Here is a 25,950-nt window from a genome sequence, read left to right on the forward strand (position 1 = left end):
GTACCCTAATGCTCCAGCGCGAAGTGCCTATCCGGTTAACGAATGGAAGGCGGATAAGTGGATCCGAACGGCAGTGGGGCCGGGCCTGATTCTCCCAATGGCTCCTCTCGCAATGGGTCGGACCGCCAGCGTCTAGAACAAGTTGTCATTCGATTCGCCGGGGACTCCGGCGACGGCATGCAGCTGACCGGCGACCGGTTCACCTCCGAGGCAGCCCTTTTCGGCAACGACCTGGCGACCCAGCCGAACTATCCCGCCGAGATCCGCGCCCCCGCAGGCACATTGCCCGGGGTTTCGTCGTTCCAGATTCAGATCGCCGACTACGACATCCTGACCGCCGGCGACCGCCCCGACGTCCTGGTCGCGATGAATCCGGCGGCGCTCAAGGCCAACATCGGGGACCTGCCGCGCGGCGGAATGGTCATCGCGAATTCCGACGAGTTCACCAAGCGCAACCTGACCAAGGTGGGCTACGTGACAAACCCGCTGGAGACCGACGAGCTCGAGGAGTACGTCGTGCACTCCGTCGCGATGACGACGCTGACGCTCGGGGCCGTCGAGTCGATCGGCGCGTCGAAGAAGGACGGCCAGCGCGCCAAGAACATGTTCGCGCTCGGCCTGCTGTCGTGGATGTACGGGCGGCCGATCGAGACCAGCGAGCGGTTCATCCGGGAGAAGTTCGCCCGCAAGCCCGACGTCGCCGAGGCGAACGTGCTCGCGCTCAAGGCGGGCTGGAACTACGGCGAAACCACGGAGGCGTTCGGGACGACGTACGAGGTCTCGCGGGCGGTCCTGCCGTCGGGCGAATACCGCCAGATCTCGGGCAACACCGCGCTGTCCTACGGCATCGTCACGGCCGGCCAGCTGGCCGGGATCCAGGTCGTGCTCGGCAGTTACCCGATCACGCCGGCCTCGGACATCCTGCACGAGCTGTCCAAGCACAAGAACTTCAACGTGATCACCTTCCAGGCCGAGGACGAGATCGGCGGCATCTGCGCGGCGATCGGCGCGTCCTACGGCGGCGCCCTCGGCGTCACCAGCACGTCCGGCCCGGGCATTTCGCTGAAGTCCGAAGCGCTGGGCCTGGCCGTGATGACCGAGCTGCCGCTGCTGGTCATCGACGTTCAGCGGGGCGGCCCGTCGACCGGCCTGCCTACCAAGACCGAGCAGGCCGACCTGCTGCAGGCGCTGTACGGCCGCAACGGGGAGTCCCCGGTGGCGGTGGTCGCGCCGCGTTCGCCGTCCGACTGCTTCGAGACCGCCATCGAGGCGGTGCGCATCGCGGTGTCCTACCACACCCCGGTGATCGTGTTGTCCGACGGCGCGATCGCCAACGGCTCGGAGCCGTGGCGCATCCCGGACGTCGGCTCGCTGCAACCGATCACGCACGCCTTCGCCAATCCCGACGAGCCCTTCCAGCCGTACAACCGCGACCCGGAGACCCTCGCCCGGCAATTCGCCGTCCCCGGCACCCCCGGGCTCGAGCACCGCATCGGCGGCCTGGAAGCGGCGAACGGCTCCGGCAACATCTCCTATGAGCCGGTCAACCACGACCTCATGGTCCGGATTCGGCAGGCCAAGATCGACGGCATCGCGGTGCCCGACCTGGAAGTCGACGATCCGACGGGAGACGCCGAGCTGCTGCTGATCGGGTGGGGGAGCTCGTACGGGCCGATCGGCGAGGCCTGCCGGCGCGCCCGGCGCAAAGGCATCAAGGTCGCGCACGCGCACCTGCGCAACCTCAGCCCGTTCCCGGCGAACCTCGGCGACGTGTTACGGCGCTACCCGATGGTGGTATGCCCGGAGATGAACCTGGGTCAGCTGGCGCTGATCCTGCGCGGCAAGTACCTGGTGGACGTGCAATCGGTCACCAAGGTCCAGGGTGTGGCCTTCCTGGCGGACGAGATCGGGCGTCTGATCCGCGCCGCGCTGGGCGGCACGCTGGCCGAAATCGAGCAAGACAAGAAGATGGTCGCCAGAATGGCGGCAGCGACGGTTGGAGCGGGAGCTAGCGAATGACCGACCTGATGGGCAACCTGGCGGGCACAGACCTCGGCTTGTCCCCGAGGCTGACCAAGAACGACGGGGTCCCCGCGTTGTCCGCCGACGACCAGCCGCAGAAGGCCAAGGACTTCACCAGTGATCAGGAGGTGCGCTGGTGCCCCGGTTGTGGTGATTACGTCATCCTCAACACGATCCGCAACTTCCTGCCCGACCTCGGGCTGCGCCGCGAGAACATCGTCTTCATCAGCGGCATCGGCTGCTCCAGTCGCTTCCCGTACTACCTCGAGACCTACGGCTTCCACTCGATCCACGGCCGCGCGCCGGCGATTGCGACCGGGCTGGCCCTGGCCCGTGAGGACCTCTCGGTGTGGGTGGTCACCGGCGACGGCGACGCGCTGTCGATCGGCGGCAACCACCTGATCCACGCGCTGCGCCGCAACGTCAACATCACGATCCTGCTGTTCAACAACCGGATCTACGGGCTGACCAAGGGCCAGTACTCGCCGACGTCAGAGGTCGGCAAGGTCACGAAGTCGACGCCGATGGGCTCGCTCGATCAGCCGTTCAACCCGGTGTCGTTGGCGCTGGGCGCCGAGGCGACCTTCGTCGGCCGCGCGCTGGACTCCGACCGCGCCGGCCTCACCGAAGTGCTGCGCGCCGCAGCCGGGCACCGGGGCGCCGCCGTCGTCGAAATCCTGCAGGACTGCCCGATTTTCAACGACGGCTCCTTCGACGCGCTGCGCAAGGAGGGCGCCGAGGAGCGGGTGATCAACGTCCGCCACGGCGAGCCGATCGTGTTCGGCGCCAACGGCGAATACTGCGTGGTGAAGTCGGGCTTCAGCCTGGAGGTGGCCAAGACCGCCGACGTGAGTGTCGACGAGATCGTCGTGCACGACGCGCACGCCGACGACTCGGCCTACGCGTTCGCGTTGTCCCGGCTTTCCGACCAGAACCTCGACCACACCGTGCTGGGCATCTTCCGCAACATCAGCCGGGCCACCTACGACGACGCGGCACGCTCCCAGGTCCAGGCCGCCCAGGCATCGAAGCCGTTCGACTCCGCCGCGCTGCAGTCGCTGCTGCGCGGGCGCGACACCTGGACCGTCGACTGAGGTGGCCGACCAGATGCCCGACACAGTTTCACTGGCCGGGGTCGTCCTCGCTGGAGGCGAGTCGCGGCGCATGGGCCGCGACAAGGCCACCCTCCCGGGACCCGGCGGAGCCGCCACGCTTGCCGAGTATGTCGTCGGCGTCGTAGCACAACGCTGCGAGCCGGTCTTCGTGATGGCCGCCCCGGGCCAACCCTTGCCGTCGCTGCAGGCGCGCGTCATCCGCGACGAGGTGCGCGGGCTGGGACCGCTGCCGGCGGCCGGGCGGGGGCTGCGCGCGGCCGCCGAGGCCGGCGCCCGGTTGGCGTTCGTCTGCGCCGTCGACATGCCGCTGCTGAGAGCCGAGCTGATCGACGACCTGGTCCGCCTCGCCACCGAGACCAACGCCGAGGTGGTGTTGCCGTGGGACGGCCGCAGCCACTACCTGGCCGCGGTCTACCGCACCGACCTGGCCGATCGGATCGACGCGCTGGTCGCCGCCGGGGAGCGCAGGATGAGCGCCGTGATCGACGCGTCCGACGCCCAGCAGATCGTGCTTCCGGATTCGCGTCTGCTGACGAACGTCAACACCGACGCCGAACTGCGCGCGGTGGCCCAGGCGCCCGCCTGAGGCTTCGCGGCCGCGCTCTTTGATTGGTGGCCGGGCGTTATTTCGTAAACTCTTGGCGCTGATTTCGCCATTGTTTTCGGCATAAATGCGTTGGCGTTGGTAATTCTTATCCACTCGGTCGATCGTTATCTGTGCGATCGCGACCGCGCTCTCGCCTTTCCGATGCGCCGAGTTGCGTTGGGGCGGCGTGGATTTCGGCCCGGTCGGTGGGAACGTGCCCGGCGCCGTCTTGGGAATGCGCGGGCGGCGCCAGCAAATAGTCGCACGCCCCGCGCGGCGCGCTGGCCGCTGAAGTGAGCGCTATCCAGGGCCGTAGGGGCGGTTTTTATTTTGACATTGACCATTTTTGCGAGTCGTGCCAAATCGCTTGCCAGGCAACATGTTTGGAAGGAGCCTTCCGGCCGGCCCGTTGCTTCGGCGTGTCGCAATCCGCTTCGCGGATCGTGTTGTATCCTGCGCCGGTTCGCCGCAGCCGGGCGCGGACCGGCATGGGCGCCCCAACGCCTCCGGGCGCCCGCAAACACGTGTGCCAGCTCACAAAAATGGCGTGATTCGGCTCACGATTTGTTTGCGACCGCGACGATTCGGCGCCGCGCTAAAACGCGCGACTGACCTGCAGAAATGATTCCGCGATCGCGGTGTGATCGGCTTGTTATCGAACCGAGATATCCACTTTCCGAAGATGACGAATGCGCCCGGGTTTCGTACGGTCCCTGGTAGCCCGAAACGGGTTGACGAAAAGTAACCGAAAATTGAATCCACGGACCCGCGTGCGAGCGGGGCTGCGGACGGCATGGAAGTGCCGCAGCCCGGGGTAGTACCCCGCCGGGCAGATCGAAAGCCCGCCGCTGTCGTGCCTGAACGAGACGGCACGTCGCCAGAGCACCTATTCGGCACCAAGCAAGCACCTCCGACCCACTCCGGTGGGTCTGCTTTGGCGCGCGCGCACCGCGAAAGGAAGAAATTTGAAGAACGTCCGCAAGACGCTCATCCTCGCCGCGATCTCCGGCACCCTGGTGACGGTGCCCTCCGCCACCGCCACCGCGGAACCGATGGGCTTTGACCCGAACGTTCCCCCCATCGGGGCCCCCGACGCGCCTCCGCCGCCGGCCCCCGACGCTCCGCCGGCAGCGCCGGCGGCGTTCGATCCCAACGTTCCGCCGCCGGCGGCGCTCCCGGACGCCCTGGCGCCCGTTGACGTGCCTCCCGCGCCGGCCCCGGCGGGCTTCGACCCGAACGTTCCGCCGCCGCCCCCGGCGCCGGACGCCCCGCCCCCGCCGCCGGTTCACAAGGCGTACAGCGTGAACTGGGACGCCATCGCGCAGTGCGAGTCGGGTGGCAACTGGGGGATCAGCACCGGTAACGGCTTCTCCGGTGGCCTGCAGTTCACCTCGAGCACCTGGCACGCCAACGGTGGCTCGGGGTCGCCCGCCAGCGCCAGCCGCGAAGAGCAGATCCGGGTTGCCGAGAACGTGTTGCACACGCAGGGCATCGGCGCCTGGCCGGTCTGCGGTCGCCGCGGCTGACCTTGCGCTAATAGAGGTACAAGTAGTGCCGGGCCTCGCGCCCGGCACTACTTGTTTAGGGGGTCTGGTCGGGTAGCGTCGGCCCGGTGACCGCAGCGCCGCGCGAATTCGACGTCGTCTTGTACGGGGCGACCGGCTTCGTGGGCAAGCTCACCGCCGACTACCTGGCGCGCGCCGGAGCGGGCGCGCGGATCGCGCTGGCGGGCAGGTCGCCGGAGCGGCTGCGCGCCGTACGCGACATCCTGGGCGAGTCGGCGCGTGACTGGCCGCTGCTGACCGCCGATGCCGCGTCGCCGTCGACGCTCGACGAGATGGCCGGCCGGACTCGGGTCGTCGTCACCACGGTCGGGCCCTACACCCGCTACGGGCTGCCTCTGGTGGCCGCGTGCGCGGCGGCGGGCACCGACTACGCCGACCTGACCGGCGAGCCGCCGTTCATGCGCGAGAGCATCGACCTGTATCACAAGCAGGCCGCCGACACCGGCGCCCGAATCGTGCACGCCTGCGGATTCGACTCGATCCCGTCCGATTTGAGCGTGTACGCGCTGTACCAGGCGGCGCGGGCCGACGGCGCCGGCGAGCTCGGCGACACCCACTTCGTGGTGCGTGCGTTGCGGGGCGGGTTCTCCGGCGGCACCTACGCGTCGCTGGTGGAGGTCCTGCGCGCCGCCTCGAGCGACCCCGACGCGCGCCGCCTGCTCGCCGACCCCTACACGCTGAGCACCGACCGCGCCGCCGAACCCGAACTCGGCCGCCAACCCGACCTGCCGTCGCGCCGCGGCGACCGGCTGGCCCCGGAGCTGTCCGGGGTGTGGACCGCGGGGTTCCTGATGGCGCCCACCAACACCCGGATCGTGCGGCGCACCAACGCCTTGCTGGACTGGGCGTACGGCCGGCGGTTCCGTTACGACGAGAACATGAGCGTCGGGTCGTCGGTGCTGGCGCCGGTGGCGTCGACCGTCCTCGGCGGGGTCGGCAACGCGATGTTCGAGCTGGGCAGCCGCTACTTCCGGCTGCTGCCGCGCCGCCTGGTCGAGCGGGTGCTGCCCGAGCCGGGCACCGGCCCCACTGCCCAGGCCCGGGAGCGCGGCTACTACCGGACCGAGACCTACACCACCACGACCTCCGGCGCCCGTTACGTGGCGCGCATGGAGCAGCGGGGAGACCCGGGCTACAAGGCGACCTCGGTGCTGCTGGGCGAGTCCGGCCTGGCGCTCGCGCTGGATCGCGACAAACTGACCGATCTGCGCGGCGTGCTCACACCCGCGGCCGCGATGGGTGACGCGCTGTTGGCGCGATTAACGGCCGCCGGCGTGTCGCTGCGGGTCGACCGGCTGAGCTGAACCGGTTTGCCGCAACGGCTTTCGGTCCACTTCCCATCGGACTAGTGTCGTTAGCGACTTGGCTCTACTCGACGAAGGTGGACACACCGATGGCCGGTCTTGATGATCTCTACTCCCAGATTCCCACTTCCGAAATCGCACACAAGCTCGGTGCCGACGAAACGGACGTCGACAACGCGGTTCATACCCTGGTGCCGGCGCTGCTCGGCGGACTGCAACGGAACTCCGAAGATCCCGAGCACGAAAGCCATATCGAATCCATCGCGACCAGTCACGCCGTCGGTGGCGACGCGGCCGACGGGCACCAGGCGGTCGCGACGCTGTTCGGCGGCAACGACGCCGACCAGGTCGCGTCGGCGCTGGCCGATCGGGGGGCGGGCAACCGTGAACTGCTCAAGCAGTTGTTGCCGATCGTGCTCCCAATCGTGCTGGGATACATCGGGAAACGGCTCGGCCATGAGGGCGGCGCGCAGAAGGAGTCGGCCTCCGGGGGTGGGCTGGGCGAAGTCCTCGGCAGCATCCTCGCCGGTGGCTCCGCCGACAAATCCCTCGGCGGCATCCTCGGCAGCGTGCTGAGCGGCAAGGGCGGCGCGCTCGGCGATCTGCTCGGCGGCCTGCTCGGCGGAAAGAAGTAGCGCGGTCCTCCGGACTGTTCACGGGCAGTTCCCGGACGGTTTCGATTGCGTCGAGTTCAAGGCCGCCCAAGGCGAACCAAGATGAGTAGGTTTGTCCTTATCGGACAAGGGAAATGGCGTCCGACCCCCGTCGGACGACGTCGACGAGAGGGGAATGAAGTGTCAGACACGCTCACCGCAGGACAGAAGCTGGTGCGAGGTGAAGCGCTGACTTCGCACAACGGCGCCTACACCCTCACGCTGCAGGACGACGGCAACCTGGTGCTGGCAGCGCGCGGCCAGGCCCTCTGGGCAACCGGGACCGACGGTCAGGACGTGGTTCGGGCCGAGGTGCAGCCCGACGGCAATTTCGTTGTGTACACGGCCGACAAGCCGGTGTGGCACACCGCGACGCAGGGCAAGAAGGACGTCAAGCTCGTGCTTCAGGACGACCGCAACCTGGTGCTCTACGCCGCCGACGGACCGGCCTGGTCGACGAAGACCGAGACGGACGCGCCGCCGCCCCCGGCCCCCGAGGCCGCGGCCCCTGAGGAACCGGTGGCGGTCGACGAGCCGGTCGCCGAAACCGCGGTCGAAGAGCCCGCGACCGAGGCGGCTGCCGAGCCGGAGCCGGAACCCGCCGCCCGGACGTACACTGTCGAACCCGGCGACAGCCTGTGGGCGATCGCGGAGCGCTTCTACGGCGACGGCAGCAAATACCAGGCGATCGCAGACGCCAGCGGCATCCCCAACCCCGACCTCATTCAGCCCGGCCAGGTGCTGACCATTCCCTGATCGCTGGGGACCGCGATAGTGGTCGGATCCGTCTGAGCAGCGGATTCGACCGCTTAAGCGCGGGCAAATCGAGTCTCCCTAGAATTGACCGGTGACCGCCACCCCCCACCCCGCCGCCGACCAGCTCCCCAAGTCGTGGGATCCGGCCGCGATGGAGGACGCGATCTACCAGAAGTGGCTGGACGCGGGCTACTTCAAGGCCGATGCCAGCAGCTCCAAGCCCGCCTATTCGATCGTGCTGCCGCCGCCCAACGTGACCGGCAGCCTGCACATGGGCCACGCGCTGGAGCACACCATGATGGACGCGCTGACCCGGCGGAAGCGCATGCAGGGATATGAGGTGCTGTGGCAGCCCGGCATGGACCACGCGGGCATCGCGACCCAGAGCGTGGTGGAAAAGCAGCTGGCGGTCGACGGCAAGACCAAGGAGGACTTCGGCCGGGAGCTGTTCGTCGACAAGGTGTGGGACTGGAAGCGGGAGTCCGGCGGTGCCATCGGCGGCCAGATGCGCCGCCTCGGCGACGGCGTGGACTGGAGCCGCGACCGCTTCACCATGGACGAGGGCCTCTCGCGCGCGGTGCGCACCATCTTCAAGCGGCTCTACGACGCGGGTCTGATCTATCGGGCCGAGCGTCTGGTGAACTGGTCACCCGTGCTCGAGACGGCGATCTCGGACCTCGAGGTGAACTACCTCGACGTCGAGGGCGAGCTGGTGTCGTTCCGGTACGGCTCGCTGGACGACGCCGAGCCGCACATCGTGGTTGCCACCACCCGGGTGGAGACGATGCTCGGCGACACCGCGATCGCGGTGCATCCCGACGACGAGCGGTACCGCCACCTGGTCGGAACCAGCCTGCCGCACCCCTTCCTGGACCGTCCGCTCCTCATCGTGGCGGACGAGCACGTCGACCCCGAATTCGGCACGGGCGCGGTCAAAGTCACGCCGGCGCATGACCCCAACGACTTCGAGATCGGGCTCCGGCACGAGCTGCCGATGATCTCGATCATGGACACCAAGGGCCGGATCGCCGACACCGGAACGCAATTCGACGGAATGGATCGCTTCGTGGCGCGGGTCGCCGTGCGCGAAGCGCTCGCCGCGCAGGGCAGGATCGTCGAGGAGAAGCGGCCCTACCTGCACAGCGTGGGGCATTCGGAGCGCAGCGGCGAGCCCATCGAACCGCGACTGTCGCTGCAGTGGTGGGTCCGGGTGGAATCGCTGGCCAAGGCCGCCGGTGACGCGGTTCGCAACGGGGACACCGTGATTCACCCCGCCAGCCTGGAGCCGCGCTGGTTCGCCTGGGTCGACGACATGCACGACTGGTGCATTTCGCGGCAGCTGTGGTGGGGCCACCGCATCCCGATCTGGTACGGGCCCGACGGCGAGCAGGTGTGCGTCGGTCCTGATGAGGCGCCGCCGGAGGGCTGGGAGCAGGATCCCGACGTGCTGGATACCTGGTTCTCCTCCGCGCTGTGGCCGTTCTCTACGCTGGGTTGGCCGGCGGAGACCCCCGAGCTGGAAAAGTTCTATCCGACAAGCGTTTTGGTCACCGGCTACGACATCCTGTTCTTCTGGGTCGCGCGGATGATGATGTTCGGCACCTTCGTCGGGGGTGACGACGCCATCACGCTCGGCGGCCGCCGGGGCCCGCAGGTGCCGTTCACCGACATTTTCCTGCACGGGCTGATCCGCGACGAGTTCGGCCGCAAGATGAGCAAGTCCAAGGGCAACGTTATCGACCCGCTGGATTGGATGGAGGCGTTCGGGGCGGACGCCCTGCGGTTCACGCTGGCCCGTGGCGCCAACCCCGGCGGCGACCTGTCCGTCAGCGAGGATGCCGTCCGGGCCTCGCGCAACTTCGGCACGAAGCTGTTCAACGCCACCCGCTATGCGCTGCTGAACGGGGCCGCGCTCGCGGAGCTACCGGCCCATGACGACCTGACCGACGCCGATCGATGGATCCTCGGGCGCCTGGAAGAGGTTCGCGCAGAAGTGGATTCGGCCTTCGACGGCTACGAGTTCAGCCGCGCCTGCGAATCGCTGTATCACTTCGCGTGGGACGAATTCTGCGACTGGTATGTCGAACTGGCCAAGACGCAGCTCGCCGAGGGCCTCGCCCACACCACCGCCGTGCTGGCCGCGGTGCTCGACACGTTGCTGCGGTTGCTGCATCCGGTCATCCCGTTCCTCACCGAGGCGCTCTGGCAGGCCCTCACCGACCAGGAGTCGCTGGTGATCGCCGAGTGGCCCAAGGCCTCGGGCATCGTCCTGGATCCCGTTGCCGCGCAACGGATCGCCGACATGCAGCGGCTCGTCACCGAGGTCCGCCGGTTCCGCAGCGACCAGGGGCTGGCCGATCGGCAGAGGGTGCCCGCCCGGCTGGCCGGCGTGGAAGCCTCCGACCTGAGCGGCCAGGTGGCGGCGGTGACGTCGCTGGCGTGGCTCACCGCGCCGGAGCCGAATTTTCAGCCGTCCGCGTCGGTGGAGGTGCGCCTGTCCGGCGGCACCGTCGTCGTCGAACTCGACACGTCGGGCACCATCGACGTCGCCGCCGAGCGCCGGCGCCTGGAAAAGGATCTGGCCGCGGCGCAAAAGGAGCTGTCGTCCACGGCCGCCAAACTGGGCAACGCCGACTTCCTGGCCAAGGCGCCCGACCAGGTCGTCGCCAAGATCCGCGACCGCCAGCGCGTCGCCCAGGAGGAAACCGACCGGATCAACGCCAGGCTGGCCGCGCTGCAATGACTTTGGAGCCGCCCGAGCGAGCCACCAGCGCGGCTCCGACACCGGATGAGATCGCGTCCCTGTTGCAGGTCGAGCACCTGCTGGACCAACGCTGGCCGGAGACCCGCATCGAGCCCAGCCTGACCCGGATCAGCGCCCTGATGGACCTGCTGGGGTCGCCGCAGCTCGGGTATCCGTCCATCCATGTCGCGGGCACCAACGGCAAGACCTCGGTGGCGCGTATGGTCGACGCCCTGGTGACCGCCCTGGGCCGGCGCACCGGTCGGACCACCAGCCCCCACCTGCAATCGGCGGTCGAGCGCATCGCCATTGACGGGCAGCCGATCAGCCCGGCCCAATACGTGGCGACCTACCGCGAGATCGAGCCGTTCGTGCAGATGGTCGACGCACAGTCACAAGCTGACGGTGGCCCGGCGATGAGCAAGTTCGAGGTCCTCACCGCGATGGCGTTCGCCGCGTTCGCCGACGCGCCCGTCGACGTGGCGGTGGTCGAGGTGGGCATGGGCGGCCGCTGGGACGCCACCAACGTGATCAACGCGCCGGTCGCGGTCATCACCCCCGTCGGCATCGACCACGTGGAATACCTCGGCGGCGACCTCGCCGGGATCGCCGGCGAGAAGGCCGGCATCATCCATCAGGCGCCCGAGGGCGCGCCGGACACCGTCGCCGTCATCGCGCGGCAGGCGCCGGAGGCCATGGAGGTGCTGCTGGCCCAGGCCGTGCGCGCCGACGCCGCGGTCGCCCGCGAGGACTCGGAATTCGCGGTGTTGGGCCGCCAGGTCGCGATCGGCGGGCAGGTGCTGCAGCTGCAGGGCCTGGGCGGCGTCTACTCGGACGTCTACATGCCGCTGCACGGCGAACACCAGGCCCACAACGCGGTGGTGGCGCTCGCGGCGGTCGAGGCCTTCTTCGGGGCGGGCGCGCAGCGACAGCTCGACGTCGAGGCGGTCCGGGCCGGTTTCGCCGCCGTCACCAGCCCCGGCCGGTTGGAACGCCTGCGCAGCGCGCCGACGGTGTTCATCGACGCCGCCCACAACCCGGCCGGAGCGACGGCGCTGGCGCAGACGCTGGCCGGCGAGTTCGACTTCCGGTTCCTGGTCGGCGTGTTGAGCATCATGGCCGACAAGGACGTTGACGGCATCCTCGCCGCGCTGGAGCCCGCGTTCGACTCGGTCGTCGTGACCCATAACGGCTCGCCGCGCGCGCTGGACGTCGAGTCGCTGGCGCTGGCCGCCCGTGAGCGGTTCGGGCCCGATCGCGTGGCGACCGCGGAAAACCTGCGCGACGCTGTCGAGGTCGCGACCGCCCTGGTCGACGAGGCGGCCACGGAAATCGGTGAGGCGGAATCGTTTTCGGGCACGGGGATCGTCGTCACCGGCTCGGTGGTCACCGCCGGCGCCGCGCGGACCCTGTTCGGTCGTGACCCGCAATGACAGACCAGAGACCCGACCCCTGGAAGAGCTTCGGCGGCGTGATGGCCGCGACGCTGGTCCTGGAGGCGATCGTGGTGCTGCTGGCGATTCCGGTGGTGGGCGCCGTCGGCGGCGGCCTGAACGCCGCGTCGTTGGTCTATCTGATCGGCCTGGCCGTCGTCTTGATCCTCCTGGCCGGGCTGCAGCGCAGACCGTGGGCGATCTGGGTGAACCTGGCCGTGCAGGTGGTGCTGCTCGCAGGTTTCGCCATCTACCCGGGGGTGGGCTTCATCGGCGTGCTGTTCACCGGGTTGTGGGCGCTGATCGCGTACTTCCGGGCCGAGGTCCGGCGCCGTCAGTCGCCGCCGAGCTAGACGCGAATCGGTTCTGTACGCTGTCCGCCGTGACCGAACGGACCCTGGTACTGATCAAGCCGGACGCCGTCGAGCGGCATCTGATCGGCGAGATCATCGGCCGCATCGAGCGGAAAGGCCTCACCATCGCGGCGCTGGAGCTCCGGCACGTCGGCCAAGAGCTGGCCGGTCAGCACTACGCAGAGCACGAAGGCAAGCCCTTCTTCGGATCGTTGCTGGAGTTCATCACCTCGGGGCCGGTGGTGGCGGCGATCGTAGAGGGGCCGCGCGCGATCGCAGCGTTTCGGCAGGTCGCGGGCGGTACCGACCCGGTGGACAAGGCCACGCCCGGCACCATCCGGGGAGATTTCGGGCTGGAGACGCAGTTCAACCTGGTGCACGGGTCCGATTCGGAGGATTCCGCCAAGCGCGAGATCGCGCTCTGGTTTCCCGGAATTTAGCGCCGGGGCGATCCGGGCCACACCGGGGCCCCGGCGGTGTTTGCTGACGCGCGCGGATCGGGCGCGGGTGGGCACTGGAAGTGATGTGGGATACTGACAGCGGGTGAACGTCGCCGGACCGGCGTCGGACACCCGAATGAAGACTTAGACAAGCGCGACCATCGCTTCCCCGCGATGTTGCGCCGCATGTCAGGCCTACATTCAGCACGGCGCCGAGTGAGTTCTACCTGAGCCGCTCGGGGCGAGACCATCACAAGCCTGGGAGAAGCGACCCGGGCCGATAGCGAAGCCCTCGCGTGGCCGCGTCGAAACGACGCGCCCGGGGGCTAAAGGAGAATACGTGGTAGACAGCGCACCACCCACAGACTCGTCACATGAGCCGGCCCGGAACGAGGATCTGCCGGACCGCCTGAGGGTCCACCAGCTGGCCCGGGCGCTGGGAAGCACCAACAAAGAGGTGCTGGCGGCGCTCACCGCCATCGACGGGCGGGACCGCAACGTGCACTCCGGTGTGGACCGCGAGGACGCGATCAAGGTGCGCGAATTGCTCTTCGCCCAACCCCTGCCGAACATCCCGGGATTCAGCAGCGCGGCCGCCGCACAACAACCGCTGCTGCTCGACGCCTCAAGTGCGGGAAGGGATTACATGCCGCTGTTCGTCGCGCCGCAGCCGGTCGAGATCGGCGGCGAGCGCGACATCGACGACGATTCGGCCGACTCCGACGATTCCGACAGCGACGATGACGAACAGGCCGACCGGCCCGCCAACCGCCGGCGGCGGCGCGGCCGCCGGGGCCGGGGCCGCGGCCGCGGCGAACAGGGCGGCGCCGACGGCCAAGACATAGACGAGGACGCCGACTCGGAGGACACCGACGAGGACGACTCCGACGCCGGCGACGACGAGAACGGATCCTCGGAGGCCGCCAGCCGGCGCCGCCGCCGGCGGCGACGGCGCAAGTCGGGGGCCGGTGACGACGGCGACGAGGGTCCGTCGCCGGACGATCCGCCCAACACCGTGGTGCACGAGCGCCCGCCGCGCAGCGGCAAGAACGGCGACGAGAGCGGCAGCTCAAACGCCGAGATCAAGGGCATCGACGGCTCCACCCGGCTGGAGGCCAAGCGGCAACGCCGCCGCGACGGGCGCGACGCCGGGCGGCGCCGCCCGCCGGTGCTGACCGAGGCAGAGTTCCTGGCGCGCCGTGAGGCCGTCGAGCGGATGATGGTCGTGCGCGACCGGGTCCGCACCGAGCCACCGCATCCGGGCGCGCGCTACACGCAGATCGCGGTGCTGGAAGACGGCATCGTCGTCGAGCACTTCGTGACCTCCGCCGCCTCCGCCTCGCTGGTGGGAAACATCTACCTCGGGATCGTGCAGAACGTGCTGCCCTCGATGGAGGCGGCCTTCGTCGACATCGGCCGCGGCCGCAACGGCGTGCTCTACGCCGGGGAGGTCAACTGGGAGGCCGCGGGACTGGGCGGGTCGGACCGCAAGATCGAACAGGCCCTCAAACCCGGCGATTACGTCGTCGTGCAGGTCAGCAAGGACCCGGTCGGCCACAAAGGCGCCCGGCTGACCACGCAGGTCTCACTGGCCGGCCGCTACCTCGTTTACGTGCCGGGCGCGTCGTCGACCGGGATCAGCCGCAAGCTGCCCGACACCGAACGCCAGCGGCTCAAGGAGATCCTGCGCGAGGTGGTGCCGTCCGACGCCGGGGTGATCATCCGCACCGCGTCCGAGGGAGTCAAAGAGGAGGACATCCGCAAGGACGTCACCCGCCTGCAGGAACGCTGGGAGCAGATCGAGGCGAAGGCCGCCGAAACCAAACAAAAGGCCGCCGGCGCCGCGGTGTCGCTCTACGAAGAGCCCGACGTGTTGGTCAAGGTCATCCGCGACCTGTTCAACGAGGATTTCGCCGGCCTGATCGTCTCCGGCGACGAGGCCTGGAACACGATCAACGAATACGTGAACGCCGTTGCGCCAGAACTGGTTTCGAAACTCACCAAGTACGAGCCCGCCACCGGACCCGACGACTCGACCGGGCCGGACGTGTTCGCGGTGCACCGCATCGACGAACAGCTCGCCAAGGCGATGGACCGCAAGGTGTGGCTGCCGTCGGGCGGCACGCTGGTGATCGATCGCACCGAGGCGATGACGGTGATCGACGTCAACACCGGCAAGTTCACCGGATCCGGGGGCAACCTTGAGCAGACCGTCACCAAGAACAACCTGGAGGCGGCCGAGGAGATCGTGCGCCAGCTGCGGCTGCGCGACATCGGCGGCATCGTGGTCATCGACTTCATCGACATGGTGCTCGAGTCCAACCGCGACCTGGTGTTGCGCCGGCTGACCGAGTCGCTGGCCCGTGACCGCACCCGCCATCAGGTCTCCGAGGTGACGTCGCTGGGCCTGGTCCAACTGACCCGCAAGCGGCTGGGCACCGGGCTGATCGAGGCGTTCTCGTCGATGTGCCCGAACTGCGGCGGCCGCGGCCTGCTGCTGCACAGCGATCCGGTGGATTCGGCCCCGTCCAACGGCCGGAAGTCCGAATCCGGTGGCCGCCGGGGCAGGCGGTCGAAGAAGAAGGGCGCCGAGGAGCCCACCGTGGCCAAGGTGTTGCCGGCCCACACGCCCGGGGAACACCCGATGTTCAAGGCGATGGCGGCCGGCACGTCCGGGACGTCGGAGGCGGTGTCCCAGGATGGCGGGGAGTCCGAGGAGACGGCCGAGGAAGTCATCGCCCAGGTCGACGGCGAGGCCGAAGTGCCGCCCGACGCGGCCGTGGCGGACGCCGACCGGGACGACTTCGAGGACAACGGCCAGGACTTTGGCGAGAGCGACAGCGACGAGGACGAGGACGAGGACGACCTCGACGACGACGATGACGACCTCGATGACGAGGACCTCGACGTGGACGACGATGACGACGAGGACGATGACGAGGACGACGACGACCTCGACGACGACGAGGACACCAACGCGGCCGGTGACGCGGCAGCGGGCTTCGGCCGCCCGCGACGTCGCCGCGCGGCGGGCAGGCCGGCCGGCCCGCCGATCCACGTGGACTGACCTGCGTCACCCGAGCGGTCAGGCGAGCCGGTTTGACCCTGTAGCCGCTGGTCACGTACCCTTGGACAGTTGTCGTCAGGCCAGGCCAACCAGACTATGGCCGGCGACGGGCGGGACTCCCGGGTGACCGGTGCGGACCCGCACCCCAGACCCACCACGAACGAGCCGGTGGCACGCGCGCGAAGGAAAGAGGCAGGAGCAACGATGGCGACGTACGCAATCGTCAAGACCGGCGGCAAGCAGTACAAAGTCGCCGTCGGAGACGTCGTCAAGGTCGAGAAGCTGGACTCCGAGCCGGGCGCCAATGTGACGCTGCCGGTCGCCCTGGTCGTCGACGGCGCCAAGGTCACCAGCGACGCCGCGGCGCTGGCCAAGGTCGCGGTGACCGGCGAGGTGCTCGAGCACACCAAGGGCCCCAAGATCCGCATCCACAAGTTCAAGAACAAGACCGGCTACCACAAGCGTCAGGGTCACCGTCAGCAGCTGACGGTCCTGAAGGTCACCGGGATCAAGTAGCGAGGACCACATGGCACACAAGAAGGGCGCTTCCAGCTCGCGCAACGGCCGCGACTCCGCCGCGCAGCGGCTGGGCGTGAAGCGGTTCGGCGGCCAGGTCGTGAAGGCCGGCGAGATCATCGTCCGCCAGCGCGGCACCAAGTTCCACCCCGGCGTCAACGTCGGGCGGGGCGGCGACGACACCCTGTTCGCCAAGGAATCCGGTGCGGTCGAGTTCGGGACCAAGCGCGGCCGCAAGACCGTCAGCATCGTCGCGGCCGGGCAAATCACCGACTAGGCGTTTTTGCCCGGGCCCGGCCCGGGCGCTGCGTCCGGCCGCGGGCACCGGCCCGCATCGGCGCCCGCGGTAGTTGAGAGGACCCTCGATGCCCCGGTTTGTCGATCGCGTCGTCATCCACGCGCGCGCGGGTTCCGGCGGTAACGGCTGCGCGTCGGTGCACCGCGAGAAATTCAAGCCGCTCGGCGGCCCTGACGGCGGCAACGGCGGCCGCGGCGGCAGCATCGTATTGGTCGTCGACCCGCAGGTGCACACCCTGCTGGACTTCCACTTTCACCCGCACGTCACCGCGCCCTCGGGTAAGCAGGGGATGGGCAACAACCGTGACGGCGCCGCTGGCGCCGACCTGGAGGTCAAAGTCCCCGACGGCACCGTCGTCCTGGACGAACACGGCCGCCTGCTCGCGGACCTGGTGGGGGCCGGCACCCGCTTCGAGGCGGCCGCCGGTGGCCGCGGCGGCCTCGGCAACGCCGCGCTCGCATCGCGCGCCCGCAAGGCCCCGGGCTTCGCGCTGCTCGGCGAGCCGGGCCAGGCCCGCGACCTGACGCTGGAGCTCAAGACCGTCGCCGACGTCGGCCTGATCGGGTTTCCCTCGGCCGGGAAATCCTCGCTGGTGTCCGCGATTTCGGCGGCCAAGCCAAAGATCGCCGACTACCCGTTCACCACGCTGGTGCCCAACCTCGGCGTCGTGTCGGCGGGTGAGCACACCTTCACGGTCGCCGACGTGCCGGGTCTGATCCCGGGGGCGTCGGAGGGGCGCGGCCTGGGCCTGGAATTCCTGCGCCACATCGAGCGATGCGCCGTGCTGGTGCATGTCGTCGACTGCGCCACCGCGGACCCCGGCCGCGACCCGATCTCCGACATCGACGCGCTGGAAGCCGAACTCGCCGCCTACACCCCGACCCTGCAGGGGGACGCGGTGCTGGGCGATCTGGCCGAACGGCCGCGGGCGGTGGTGCTCAACAAGATTGACGTGCCCGAGGCCCGCGAGCTTGCCGAATTCGTCCGCGACGAGATCGCCGCGCGCGGCTGGCCGGTGTTCCTGGTGTCCACGATCACCCGTGATGGTTTGCAGCCCTTGGTATTTGGGCTCTGGCAGATGATTTCGGAGTACAACGCCGCGCGGCCCCAGATCGTGCCGCGCCGCCCGGTGATCCGGCCGCTGGCCGTCGACGACAGCGGCTTCACCGTCGAACCGGACGGGGAGGGCGGGTTCGTCGTCACCGGCGCCCGGCCCGAGCGGTGGGTCGGCCAGACCAACTTCGACAACGACGAAGCGGTGGGTTACCTCGCCGACCGTCTGGCGCGCCTCGGTGTCGAGGAGGAACTGCTGAAGCTCGGTGCGAAACCGGGCTGCGCCGTGACCATCGGCGAGATGACGTTCGATTGGGAGCCGCAAACGCCTGCGGGAGAACACGTTGCGCTGTCCGGCCGCGGCACCGACGCGCGGCTGGAGCGCAGCGAACGAACTGGGGCCGCCGAGCGCAAGGAAGCCCGTCGTCAGCGCCGCCAACACGGTGACGACGAATGAGCGCCGGCGACGATGCAGAGCGAAGCGATGAGCAGGAGCGGCGCCATTGAGTAGGGCTCGCGAAACCATCCGAACCGCGCGCAGCCTCGTGGTCAAGGTCGGCACCAACGCGCTGACCACGCCGTCCGGGGTGTTCGACGCCGGCCGGCTGGCCGGACTGGCCGACGCCATCGAGGCGCGGATGAAGGCCGGCACCGACGTCGTCATCGTGTCGTCCGGTGCCATCGCCGCCGGCATTGAACCGCTCGGATTATCGCGTCGCCCAAAGGATTTGGCGACCAAGCAGGCCGCCGCCAGCGTCGGCCAGGTGGCGTTGGTCAACTCCTGGAGCGCGGCGTTCGCCCGCTACGGCCGCACGGTCGGGCAGGTGCTGCTGACGGCGCACGACATTTCGGTGCGGGCCTCACACACCAACGCCCAGCGCACCCTGGACCGGCTGCGCGCCCTACACGCGGTGGCGATCGTCAACGAAAACGACACGGTGGCCACCAACGAGATCCGGTTCGGCGACAACGACCGCCTCTCGGCGCTGGTGGCCCACCTGGTGGGCGCCGAGGCGCTGGTGCTGCTCTCCGACATCGACGGCCTCTACGACTCCGATCCGCGGAAAACCAAGGGCGCCAGGTTTATCCCCGAAGTGTCCGGCGCCGCGGACCTGGACGGCGTGGTCGCCGGCCCGGGCAGCGACCTGGGCACCGGCGGCATGGCGTCGAAGATGTCGTCGGCGCTGCTGGCCGCCGACGCAGGCGTCCCGGTGCTGCTGGCCGCGGCGACCGACGCCGCGACCGCACTCAGCGACGCCTCGAGCGGAACGGTGTTCGCGCCGCGCCCGGTCCGGATGTCGGCCCGCCGGTTCTGGGTGCGTTACGCCGCCGAGGCCGCCGGTTCGCTGACGCTGGACGAGGGCGCGGTGCGCGCGGTGGTGCGGCAACGCCGCTCGCTGCTGGCTGCGGGTATCACCACCATCTCCGGCCGGTTCTATGCCGGGGACGTCGTCGAACTGCGCGGACCGGACGCGACTATGGTGGCCCGGGGGGTGGTCGCCTACGACGCGACCGAACTAGCCACCATGGTGGGCCGGTCGACCTCCGACCTGCCCGGTGAGCTGCGCCGGCCGGCGGTGCACGCCGACGACCTGGTCGCGGTGAAGCCGGCTAATTGAACGGGTTGCTGTTGTCCTGCCACCTGGCCGACTCGGGACGCGGCCCGTAACGGCGGGCGTAGTCCTCGTGCATCTTCGACTCTTTCTCGCGCTTGAGCACGTCGACCAGGTTTGGGTCGAGGCCATGCTGCGCCAGCCGGTGTCGGCGCCAAACCTTGTTCAGCGCAAGCGATATCAGTAGCGCCCAGATGTAGAGGGGGACGGTCATCTCCGTGTGCACGTACAGCGAAGCGGGCAGCAGCCAGAACGGTGCGAGCACGAACAGCGGCGGGATGGCCCACCGGATCATGTGCCGGCGCACGGCTCCCCAGCCCGCCAGGTCGTTCGCGACCCAGGTGCGCATCGAATCCGGTAGGCGTCGACCGTACGAATAGCCGATGTACTGCCAAAGGTTGGGCTTGGTGGTGGTCATGCTTGCTCCTGCGTTGTTTAGGTCTGTAGTGCGCCGGCCGCCAAGGCGGCCGCGTTGATTCGCGTCAGCGCCTGATGCAGGTGCCGAAGTTCGTCCATGTCGACGCCCAGACGCGCGACGACGGCGGGCGGGATCTTGCCCGCACGCCGGCGCAAGGCGGTGCCGCTGTCGGTGAGTTTGACGTCGGTGGTGCGCTCGTCGACGGCGTTTCGGGTGCGGGTGATCAGGCCCAGCGCCTCCAGGCGCTTGAGCATCGGCGACAGCGTCGCCGAATCCAACTGCAACGTCGCGGCAATCTCCTTGACCGACAGCGGTTTCTGTTGCCCGCCCTTCTGGTGATCCCAGAGCGTCAGCATCACCAGATACTGCGGATGGGTCAGCCCCAACGGCTCCAACAGCGGCCGGTAGACCGCCAGGACGGCGCGGTTGGTGATGCTCAGCGCGAAACAGACCTGCTGCTCGAGGGCGAGGGGGTCGATCTCCGAAGCGGTCGGCGCGGCCATATTCACATCGTACGCTAATAGTTAGGACGCTAACTATGTTGAACTGGTCACAGCAGCCTTGGCGATGGTGCCCGATGGCCCTATCGCCCCGCGGGATCCGGTCCTATCATCTGGCAATCATCTGGCAGAGTCACCTTCGTCCGCAGAGGAAACAAATGAACGGTTATCGCGAGCTCTACCAGTCCGGCCTCGATGACCCGACGGCATTCTGGGCCGATGCCGCGTCGGCCGTGACATGGATTCGGTCGCCGCGGCGGATCCTGGACGACGACCGCCCGCCGTTCTACCGCTGGTTTCCCGACGCCGAACTCAACACCTGCGCCAACGCGCTCGACCGGCACGTCGATGCCGGCCGCGGCGCGGCGCCGGCGCTGATCTACGACTCGCCCGTGACGTCGACGAAGCGCACGTTCTCGTATGCCGAATTGCTGGATCTCACAGCGCGTTTCGCCGGCGTCCTGCGTGACATGGGGGTGGCTAAGGGCGACCGCGTGGTGATCTACATGCCGATGATTCCCGAAGCTGTCGTCGCCATGCTGGCGTGTGCCCGAATCGGCGCCGTGCATGCCGTCGTCTTCGGCGGATTTTCCGCGCACGAACTCGCAGCTCGGATCGACAACGCCCGTCCCAGCGTGATCGTTTCGGCGTCGTGCGGCATCGAACCGACCCGGCTGGTCGAATACAAGCCGATGCTCGACGCGGCGATCGACGCAAGCGCGCACCCGCCGCGGCACTGCGTCATCGTCCAGCGCGAGCAATTGCGGTGCGGCCTGGTCGACGGGCGTGACCAGGACTGGGAGACCCTGATCGGCCGGGCCGAACCGGCGCCGGCCGTCGCCGTCGCCGCGACGGACCCGCTGTACGTCCTGCACACCTCGGGCACCACGGGACGACCCAAGGGCGTGATGCGGGACAACGGCGGGCATGCGGTGGCGCTGTTGTGGAGCATGCGGCACATCTACGACATCGGCCCCGGCGACGTCTACTGGGCGGCCTCGGACATCGGCTGGGTGGTCGGGCACTCCTACATCGTCTACGGCCCACTCCTCGCTGGAGCCACCACCGTGCTCTACGAGGGCAAACCGGTGGGAACCCCGGACCCCGGCGCCTTCTGGCGGGTGATCACCGAGCACAACGTGAAGGCCCTCTTCACCGCGCCGACCGCGATACGCGCGATCCGCCGAGACGACCCCGATGGCACCTGGCTGCGCGAATACGACCGTGCCGGCTTGCAGTCGCTGTTCCTGGCCGGCGAGCGGCTCGACCCCGACACGTACCTGTGGGCGTCGCGGAAACTCGGCGTTCGCGTCATCGACCACTGGTGGCAGACCGAGACGGGTTGGGCCATCGCGGCCAATCCGGTTGGCGTGGAGGAACTTCCGATCAAGATTGGTTCGCCGGGCGTGCCGATGCCGGGCTACCGGGTCGCGATCCTGCAGCCGGACGGCACCGGCTGCGCGCGCGGTGAGGAGGGTGCGATCTGCCTGAGCCTGCCCTTGCCGCCCGGGACGTTCCCGACGCTGTGGGAGGACGACGCGCGCTACGAATCGTCATACCTGTGCGAGCATCCCGGCTATTACCTGACCGGCGACGGCGGATACGTCGACGAGGACGGCTACCTGTTCGTCATGGGCCGCATCGACGACGTCATCAACGTGGCCGGCCACCGGCTGTCCACCGGCGCCTTGGAAGCCGTGCTGGCGTCCCATCCCGCCGTGGCCGAAGCCGCGGTCATCGGCGTCGCCGACGACATCAAGGGTCAGGTGCCGCGCGGATTCGTCGTCCTGCAGGCCGGGTCGGCGCGGGACGGACTCGAAGACGAGTTGGTTGCGTTGGTCCGTGACGAGATCGGCGCGGTGGCGTGCCTCAAGCGGGTCGACATCGTCTCGGCGTTGCCGAAGACGCGTTCCGGCAAAATCCTGCGCAAGGCGATGCACCGGATTGCGCACGGTCACGACGACGAGATGCCCGCCACCATCGAGGATCCGGACGTGCTGCACGCCCTGCGCCCGGTCTTGAAGCCGGTAGGGAGCCGCTAACCGATCATCTCGGCGGTATGGGCTCGAGATACAGTGCACCCCAGATGATTTGAGCCAGGGACTCGGCCAGTTCGGCATCGTAGGTCGCCGGCGCGGTCGGCAGGTTCTGCTGGCAGGCGCGCTCGACCATCCAGGTCAGCGCGCTGGCCGTCGCGGTCGGGGACAGCTCGGGGCGGATGGAGCCGTCGGCCTGCCCGTCCTCGATGACGCGGGTCACGCGCCCGGTGATGGCGGTCAGCAGGTTTCGGTAGGTCGCCCCGACCACCGCGTCGTAGCCGGCCATTTCGTTCAGCGCGACGAGCACCGGTTGGTGGCGCCGGTAATTTCCGATGATTCCGGCCATGGCGGCGCGGACGTCGTCGGGGTCGTGCCGCCACGCCATGCTCCACCAGCGGTCCGCGCTGTCGGCGAGGTCGGCGAAAACCTGGCCGGCCAGCCGGCGCAACAGGTGGCCCTTGTCCTCGAAGTAGATGTAGAAGCTGGCCCGCGAGATGCCGGCCTCGCTCGACAGCCGGTCCACGCTGAGCTCGGTGAAACTGGCGCCGTCGCGCATCAGCCGCTCGGTGGCGTCCAGCAACCGGCGCTCCATTTGCTCGCGTCGCTGCTGACGACCCTGTTCGCGATTGGCCTGCGCCTTTCGGGTGACCGACGGCATTCGCACAGCATAACCGGCCGCTGAACATATTGACTAGACATAGTGTCTAGGCATATTGTCGGGCGGAGTGTGTGATTGGGGTCATAAGGGAGGGCCGACGATGACAGTGGCGACCGGGGTGTCCAGCAGCCGTGCATACGACCCGATCGATCTGTCGTCGCGCGCGTTCTGGTCCACGACCGCGGCGGAGCGGGAGCGTTCCTTCGCGGTGCTGCGGGCCGAGCGCCCGGTGAGCTGGCATCCTCCCGTCGAGGATGCGCTCATGCCTGATCCGGCGGACCCCGGCTATTGGGCGGTCACCCGTCGCGCGGACATCGTCACCGTGAGCCGCAACAACGAGGTGTTCCGGTCCGGCCGCGGCGTGATGTTCGAGAACGTCCCCGAGGAGCTGCTCGAGGCGTCGCAGTCCTTCCTGGCGATGGACCCGCCGCGGCACACCAAACTGCGCAAGCTCGCGCACGCCGCGTTCACGCCCAGGCAGGTCCGCCGCATAGAGGACTCGATCCAGGCGAACGCCAAGACCATCGTCGAAGAGCTGCGGGCCGCCGGCAGCAGCGCGGATTTCGTCGACCTGTGCGCCAAGGAGCTGCCCATCCGCACGCTGTCGGACATGGTCGGGATCCCGGAATCCGAGCGGCAGCGCATGGCGCACGCGACCGACGCCATGGTGTCCTGGGCCGACCCCGCCTACCTCGGCGGTCGGCACCCGATGGAGGTGCTGTTCGAGAACCAGACGTATGTGCACCAGGTCGCCGGCGCGCTCGCTGCCGAGCGTCGCGAGCGTCCCGGCGACGACCTGTTCAGCAGCCTGGTGAACGCCGAGGTGGACGGGGACCGGCTGACGGACGCGGACGTGGCGGCGTTTTTCGTGTTGCTTTCGGTGGCCGGCAACGACACCACCCGGCAGACCATCAGTCACGCGATGAAGGCGCTCACCGACTTTCCCGACCAGCGGGCGTGGCTGTTGGAGGATTTCGACAACCGCATCGGCGCGGCCGTCGAGGAGTTCGTCCGATGGGCCACGCCCGTCATGACCTTCCGCCGCACGGCGGCAACGGATGTCGAGCTGGGCGGTCAGAGCATCCGCGCGGGCGAGAAGGTGGTGATGTTTTATTCGTCCGGCAACTGGGACACCGACGCGTTCGATCATCCGGAGCGCTTCGATCTGAGCCGCAATCCCAACCCCCACGTCGGCTTCGGCGGCGGCGGGTTGCACTTCTGCCTGGGCGCCCACGTGGCCCGGGCGCAGTTGCGGGCCATCTTCGGTGAGTTGCTGCGCCAGTTGCCGGACATTCAGGCGGGCGAGCCGACCTACGTGGCGGGCAACTTCGTCCACGCCGTCCGCAGCATGCCGTGCACGTTCTAACGCGCTGCGGTCGGGGACAACTCGTCAACTAGCAACGTCAGCAGCTCCGAGCAGCCGCCGTCGACCTTCACGGTGGCCAGGTCGTCACCGCGGGTGCGTCCCCGATTGACGATCGCGATGGGAAGGCCCAGCGCCGCGGCGTGCCGCACGAACCGGTAGCCGGAGAACACCGTCAGCGACGAGCCCGCGACCAGCAGCGCGTCCGCCTCGTCGATCAGCGAATATGCCTCTGCCACAACGTCTTTGGGGACGCTCTCGCCGAAGTAGACGATGTCGGGCTTGAGCATGCCACCGCAGCGCGGGCAGTCGAGGTAGCGGAACGACGCGGTGTCGGCGACGACGGCGTCGGCGTCGGGAGCCACCGCCAGCCCGCCGACGGCCTCCGCGCGCTCGATAAATCCCGGGTTGAGCGCCTCGAGCTCTTCGGCGAGCGCGGCCCGGCTCATGCCGTACCGGCAGCTCAGGCAGACCACCCGCGCGTAGGTGCCGTGCAGGTTGACGACGTTTCGGCTGCCAGCCTTGGTGTGCAAAAGGTCGACATTCTGGGTGATCACGCCGGTCACCACGGAGGCGCGCTCCAGCGCGGCCAGCGCCCGGTGCCCGGCGTTGGGCGCGGTGTCGTCCATGTGCCGCCACCCGACGTGGTTGCGCGCCCAGTACCGCTGCCGGAACATCGGATCCGAGGTGAACTGGCGGATGGTCATCGGGTTGCTCGGCGGCGAATCGGGGCCGCGATAGTCGGGAATGCCCGAGTCGGTGGAGATGCCGGCGCCGGTCAGGACCGCGACCCGCCGGCCGGCGAGCAGCGCGACGAGTTCGGGCGATTCCGCGCGGCTAAAGGTCACCCGTTCGAGGGTACGGGCAATTCAGGAGGTCTCGAGGCAGTCGGCGGCCGTGGTGAGCTCGGCGGACATGTTCTGCTGCATCATCTTCAGCGCCGCCTTGCCCAGATCGGCGTCGATGTGGGCAACGGCGTCGGTCGGGATCACGACGGGGAAGTGGCGCACGTAGGCGTCGAGCGCGGTGTACAGGATGCATTGCTCAGTGACCTGACCGGTGAGGATCAACCGCTTGTTCTCCAGGCGCCCGAGCAGATAGGCCAGCGCCGTCGCATAGAAGGCGCTGTGGCGGACCTTCGTCATCACCCGGCAGTCCTCGCCCGGCACGATCGGCTTGACCAGATCGGGCCGGGCGCCATCGAGCGCGGAGCCGACGATGTCGGAGAACTGGGCGGCGAAGTCGCCGTAGTTGTCGTTGACGTAGATCAAGTCGACGCCGTCGGCGTTCCGCGCGCGGCGGATCAGGTCGGCGAGCGGGTCCATGATTTTCTCGACATTGGGTATCAGATCCTCAGCGTCGGGATGCTGATACGTGTTCATCATGTCGACGATTACGACAGCGGTATCGCTCATGCCGTTGGGGATACCCGGCGGCGACGAGTTGACGCCCGTC

Annotated in this window: 23 protein-coding genes; 18 read left to right on the top strand and 5 right to left on the bottom strand. The window is 68.8% G+C overall.

Annotated elements, in window-relative coordinates; genetic code table 11:
• Window positions 1–57 precede the first annotated feature (57 nt).
• From AWB92_RS02585 to proB, 16 genes are all read left to right on the top strand, one after another.
• The gene (locus AWB92_RS02585; RefSeq protein WP_085183917.1) at window positions 58–2,019 is read left to right on the top strand and encodes a 2-oxoacid:acceptor oxidoreductase subunit alpha; all 1,962 of its coding nucleotides are present in this window, start codon (window positions 58–60) and stop codon (window positions 2,017–2,019) included.
• Entirely contained in the window at window positions 2,016–3,116 is a 1,101-nt protein-coding gene (locus tag AWB92_RS02590) for a 2-oxoacid:ferredoxin oxidoreductase subunit beta (protein WP_085183918.1), read from the top strand. Before AWB92_RS02585 ends, AWB92_RS02590 begins: the two co-directional genes overlap by 4 nt.
• 1 nt (window position 3,117) lies before the next feature.
• The gene (mobA, locus tag AWB92_RS02595) at window positions 3,118–3,723 is read left to right on the top strand and encodes a molybdenum cofactor guanylyltransferase (RefSeq protein ID WP_142281909.1); all 606 of its coding nucleotides are present in this window, start codon (window positions 3,118–3,120) and stop codon (window positions 3,721–3,723) included.
• Window positions 3,724–4,688: 965 nt separating this feature from the next.
• The gene (locus tag AWB92_RS02600; protein ID WP_085183919.1) at window positions 4,689–5,249 is read left to right on the top strand and encodes a transglycosylase family protein; all 561 of its coding nucleotides are present in this window, start codon (window positions 4,689–4,691) and stop codon (window positions 5,247–5,249) included.
• Between the two features lie 86 nt (window positions 5,250–5,335).
• Window positions 5,336–6,592 (top strand): trans-acting enoyl reductase family protein, encoded by a 1,257-nt coding sequence (locus tag AWB92_RS02605; protein ID WP_085183920.1) that lies wholly within the window; start codon window positions 5,336–5,338, stop codon window positions 6,590–6,592.
• Between the two features lie 89 nt (window positions 6,593–6,681).
• Window positions 6,682–7,227: a DUF937 domain-containing protein gene (locus AWB92_RS02610; RefSeq protein ID WP_085183921.1), complete on the top strand. Its 546-nt coding sequence runs from the start codon at window positions 6,682–6,684 to the stop codon at window positions 7,225–7,227.
• 159 nt (window positions 7,228–7,386) lie between these two features.
• Entirely contained in the window at window positions 7,387–8,001 is a 615-nt protein-coding gene (locus AWB92_RS02615) for a LysM peptidoglycan-binding domain-containing protein (protein WP_142281910.1), read from the top strand.
• A 91-nt stretch (window positions 8,002–8,092) separates the two neighbouring features.
• Complete coding sequence (locus AWB92_RS02620) at window positions 8,093–10,744, top strand: valine--tRNA ligase (RefSeq protein WP_085183923.1); 2,652 nt, start codon at window positions 8,093–8,095, stop codon at window positions 10,742–10,744.
• Window positions 10,741–12,177 (top strand): folylpolyglutamate synthase/dihydrofolate synthase family protein, encoded by a 1,437-nt coding sequence (locus tag AWB92_RS02625; protein WP_085183924.1) that lies wholly within the window; start codon window positions 10,741–10,743, stop codon window positions 12,175–12,177. Before AWB92_RS02620 ends, AWB92_RS02625 begins: the two co-directional genes overlap by 4 nt.
• A complete protein-coding gene (locus AWB92_RS02630) occupies window positions 12,174–12,530 on the top strand; it encodes a DUF4233 domain-containing protein (RefSeq protein WP_068104057.1) in 357 nt (118 codons plus the stop codon). Before AWB92_RS02625 ends, AWB92_RS02630 begins: the two co-directional genes overlap by 4 nt.
• A gap of 29 nt (window positions 12,531–12,559) precedes the next feature.
• Entirely contained in the window at window positions 12,560–12,970 is a 411-nt protein-coding gene (ndk, locus tag AWB92_RS02635; protein ID WP_085183925.1) for a nucleoside-diphosphate kinase, read from the top strand.
• A gap of 340 nt (window positions 12,971–13,310) precedes the next feature.
• Window positions 13,311–16,037: an Rne/Rng family ribonuclease gene (locus AWB92_RS02640; protein WP_085183926.1), complete on the top strand. Its 2,727-nt coding sequence runs from the start codon at window positions 13,311–13,313 to the stop codon at window positions 16,035–16,037.
• A 204-nt stretch (window positions 16,038–16,241) separates the two neighbouring features.
• Window positions 16,242–16,553, top strand: a complete 312-nt coding sequence (gene rplU, locus AWB92_RS02645; protein ID WP_067158787.1) for a 50S ribosomal protein L21 — start codon at window positions 16,242–16,244, stop codon at window positions 16,551–16,553.
• Between the two features lie 10 nt (window positions 16,554–16,563).
• A complete protein-coding gene (gene rpmA / locus AWB92_RS02650) occupies window positions 16,564–16,830 on the top strand; it encodes a 50S ribosomal protein L27 (protein WP_085183927.1) in 267 nt (88 codons plus the stop codon).
• Window positions 16,831–16,918: 88 nt separating this feature from the next.
• Entirely contained in the window at window positions 16,919–18,361 is a 1,443-nt protein-coding gene (obgE, locus tag AWB92_RS02655) for a GTPase ObgE (protein ID WP_085183928.1), read from the top strand.
• A 46-nt stretch (window positions 18,362–18,407) separates the two neighbouring features.
• Window positions 18,408–19,523 (top strand): glutamate 5-kinase, encoded by a 1,116-nt coding sequence (gene proB, locus AWB92_RS02660; RefSeq protein ID WP_085183929.1) that lies wholly within the window; start codon window positions 18,408–18,410, stop codon window positions 19,521–19,523.
• Here proB and AWB92_RS02665 read toward each other — a convergent pair.
• Both AWB92_RS02665 and AWB92_RS02670 read right to left on the bottom strand, forming a co-directional pair.
• Window positions 19,516–19,935 (bottom strand): DUF5313 domain-containing protein, encoded by a 420-nt coding sequence (locus AWB92_RS02665; RefSeq protein ID WP_085183930.1) that lies wholly within the window; start codon window positions 19,933–19,935, stop codon window positions 19,516–19,518. The genes proB and AWB92_RS02665 overlap by 8 nt on opposite strands.
• Before the next feature lie 17 nt (window positions 19,936–19,952).
• Entirely contained in the window at window positions 19,953–20,438 is a 486-nt protein-coding gene (locus AWB92_RS02670) for a MarR family transcriptional regulator (RefSeq protein WP_085183931.1), read from the bottom strand.
• Between the two features lie 155 nt (window positions 20,439–20,593).
• Here AWB92_RS02670 and AWB92_RS02675 point away from each other — a divergent pair, with 155 nt between their 5' ends.
• Complete coding sequence (locus AWB92_RS02675; RefSeq protein WP_085183932.1) at window positions 20,594–22,477, top strand: AMP-binding protein; 1,884 nt, start codon at window positions 20,594–20,596, stop codon at window positions 22,475–22,477.
• A gap of 4 nt (window positions 22,478–22,481) precedes the next feature.
• Here the strand turns inward: AWB92_RS02675 and AWB92_RS02680 are convergent, their stop codons facing one another.
• The gene (locus tag AWB92_RS02680; RefSeq protein ID WP_085183933.1) at window positions 22,482–23,132 is read right to left on the bottom strand and encodes a TetR/AcrR family transcriptional regulator; all 651 of its coding nucleotides are present in this window, start codon (window positions 23,130–23,132) and stop codon (window positions 22,482–22,484) included.
• Between the two features lie 100 nt (window positions 23,133–23,232).
• Here AWB92_RS02680 and AWB92_RS02685 point away from each other — a divergent pair, with 100 nt between their 5' ends.
• Window positions 23,233–24,498: a cytochrome P450 gene (locus AWB92_RS02685; protein ID WP_085183934.1), complete on the top strand. Its 1,266-nt coding sequence runs from the start codon at window positions 23,233–23,235 to the stop codon at window positions 24,496–24,498.
• Here the strand turns inward: AWB92_RS02685 and AWB92_RS02690 are convergent.
• Both AWB92_RS02690 and AWB92_RS02695 read right to left on the bottom strand, forming a co-directional pair.
• The gene (locus AWB92_RS02690) at window positions 24,495–25,343 is read right to left on the bottom strand and encodes an NAD-dependent protein deacetylase (RefSeq protein ID WP_085183935.1); all 849 of its coding nucleotides are present in this window, start codon (window positions 25,341–25,343) and stop codon (window positions 24,495–24,497) included. The two genes, AWB92_RS02685 and AWB92_RS02690, sit on opposite strands and share 4 nt — an antisense overlap.
• 21 nt (window positions 25,344–25,364) lie before the next feature.
• Window positions 25,365–25,910 (bottom strand): isochorismatase family cysteine hydrolase, encoded by a 546-nt coding sequence (locus AWB92_RS02695; protein ID WP_085183936.1) that lies wholly within the window; start codon window positions 25,908–25,910, stop codon window positions 25,365–25,367.
• Window positions 25,911–25,950 lie beyond the last annotated feature (40 nt).

This window comes from Mycobacterium sp. IEC1808, from assembly GCF_002101935.1.
Classification (GTDB): domain Bacteria; phylum Actinomycetota; class Actinomycetes; order Mycobacteriales; family Mycobacteriaceae; genus Mycobacterium.

Excerpts from the sequence above, each read along its gene's own strand:
- rpmA (WP_085183927.1), top strand. The coding sequence starts at position 16,564 with ATGGCACACAAGAAGGGCGCTTCCAGCTCGCGCAACGGCCGCGACTCC.
- AWB92_RS02680 (WP_085183933.1), bottom strand. The coding sequence starts at position 23,132 with ATGCCGTCGGTCACCCGAAAGGCGCAGGCCAATCGCGAACAGGGTCGT.
- AWB92_RS02590 (WP_085183918.1), top strand. The coding sequence starts at position 2,016 with ATGACCGACCTGATGGGCAACCTGGCGGGCACAGACCTCGGCTTGTCC.
- AWB92_RS02665 (WP_085183930.1), bottom strand. The coding sequence starts at position 19,935 with ATGACCACCACCAAGCCCAACCTTTGGCAGTACATCGGCTATTCGTAC.
- AWB92_RS02685 (WP_085183934.1), top strand. The coding sequence starts at position 23,233 with ATGACAGTGGCGACCGGGGTGTCCAGCAGCCGTGCATACGACCCGATC.
- obgE (WP_085183928.1), top strand. The coding sequence starts at position 16,919 with ATGCCCCGGTTTGTCGATCGCGTCGTCATCCACGCGCGCGCGGGTTCC.
- AWB92_RS02675 (WP_085183932.1), top strand. The coding sequence starts at position 20,594 with ATGAACGGTTATCGCGAGCTCTACCAGTCCGGCCTCGATGACCCGACG.
- AWB92_RS02625 (WP_085183924.1), top strand. The coding sequence starts at position 10,741 with ATGACTTTGGAGCCGCCCGAGCGAGCCACCAGCGCGGCTCCGACACCG.
- rplU (WP_067158787.1), top strand. The coding sequence starts at position 16,242 with ATGGCGACGTACGCAATCGTCAAGACCGGCGGCAAGCAGTACAAAGTC.
- AWB92_RS02695 (WP_085183936.1), bottom strand. The coding sequence starts at position 25,910 with ATGAGCGATACCGCTGTCGTAATCGTCGACATGATGAACACGTATCAG.
- AWB92_RS02670 (WP_085183931.1), bottom strand. The coding sequence starts at position 20,438 with ATGGCCGCGCCGACCGCTTCGGAGATCGACCCCCTCGCCCTCGAGCAG.
- AWB92_RS02610 (WP_085183921.1), top strand. The coding sequence starts at position 6,682 with ATGGCCGGTCTTGATGATCTCTACTCCCAGATTCCCACTTCCGAAATC.
- AWB92_RS02630 (WP_068104057.1), top strand. The coding sequence starts at position 12,174 with ATGACAGACCAGAGACCCGACCCCTGGAAGAGCTTCGGCGGCGTGATG.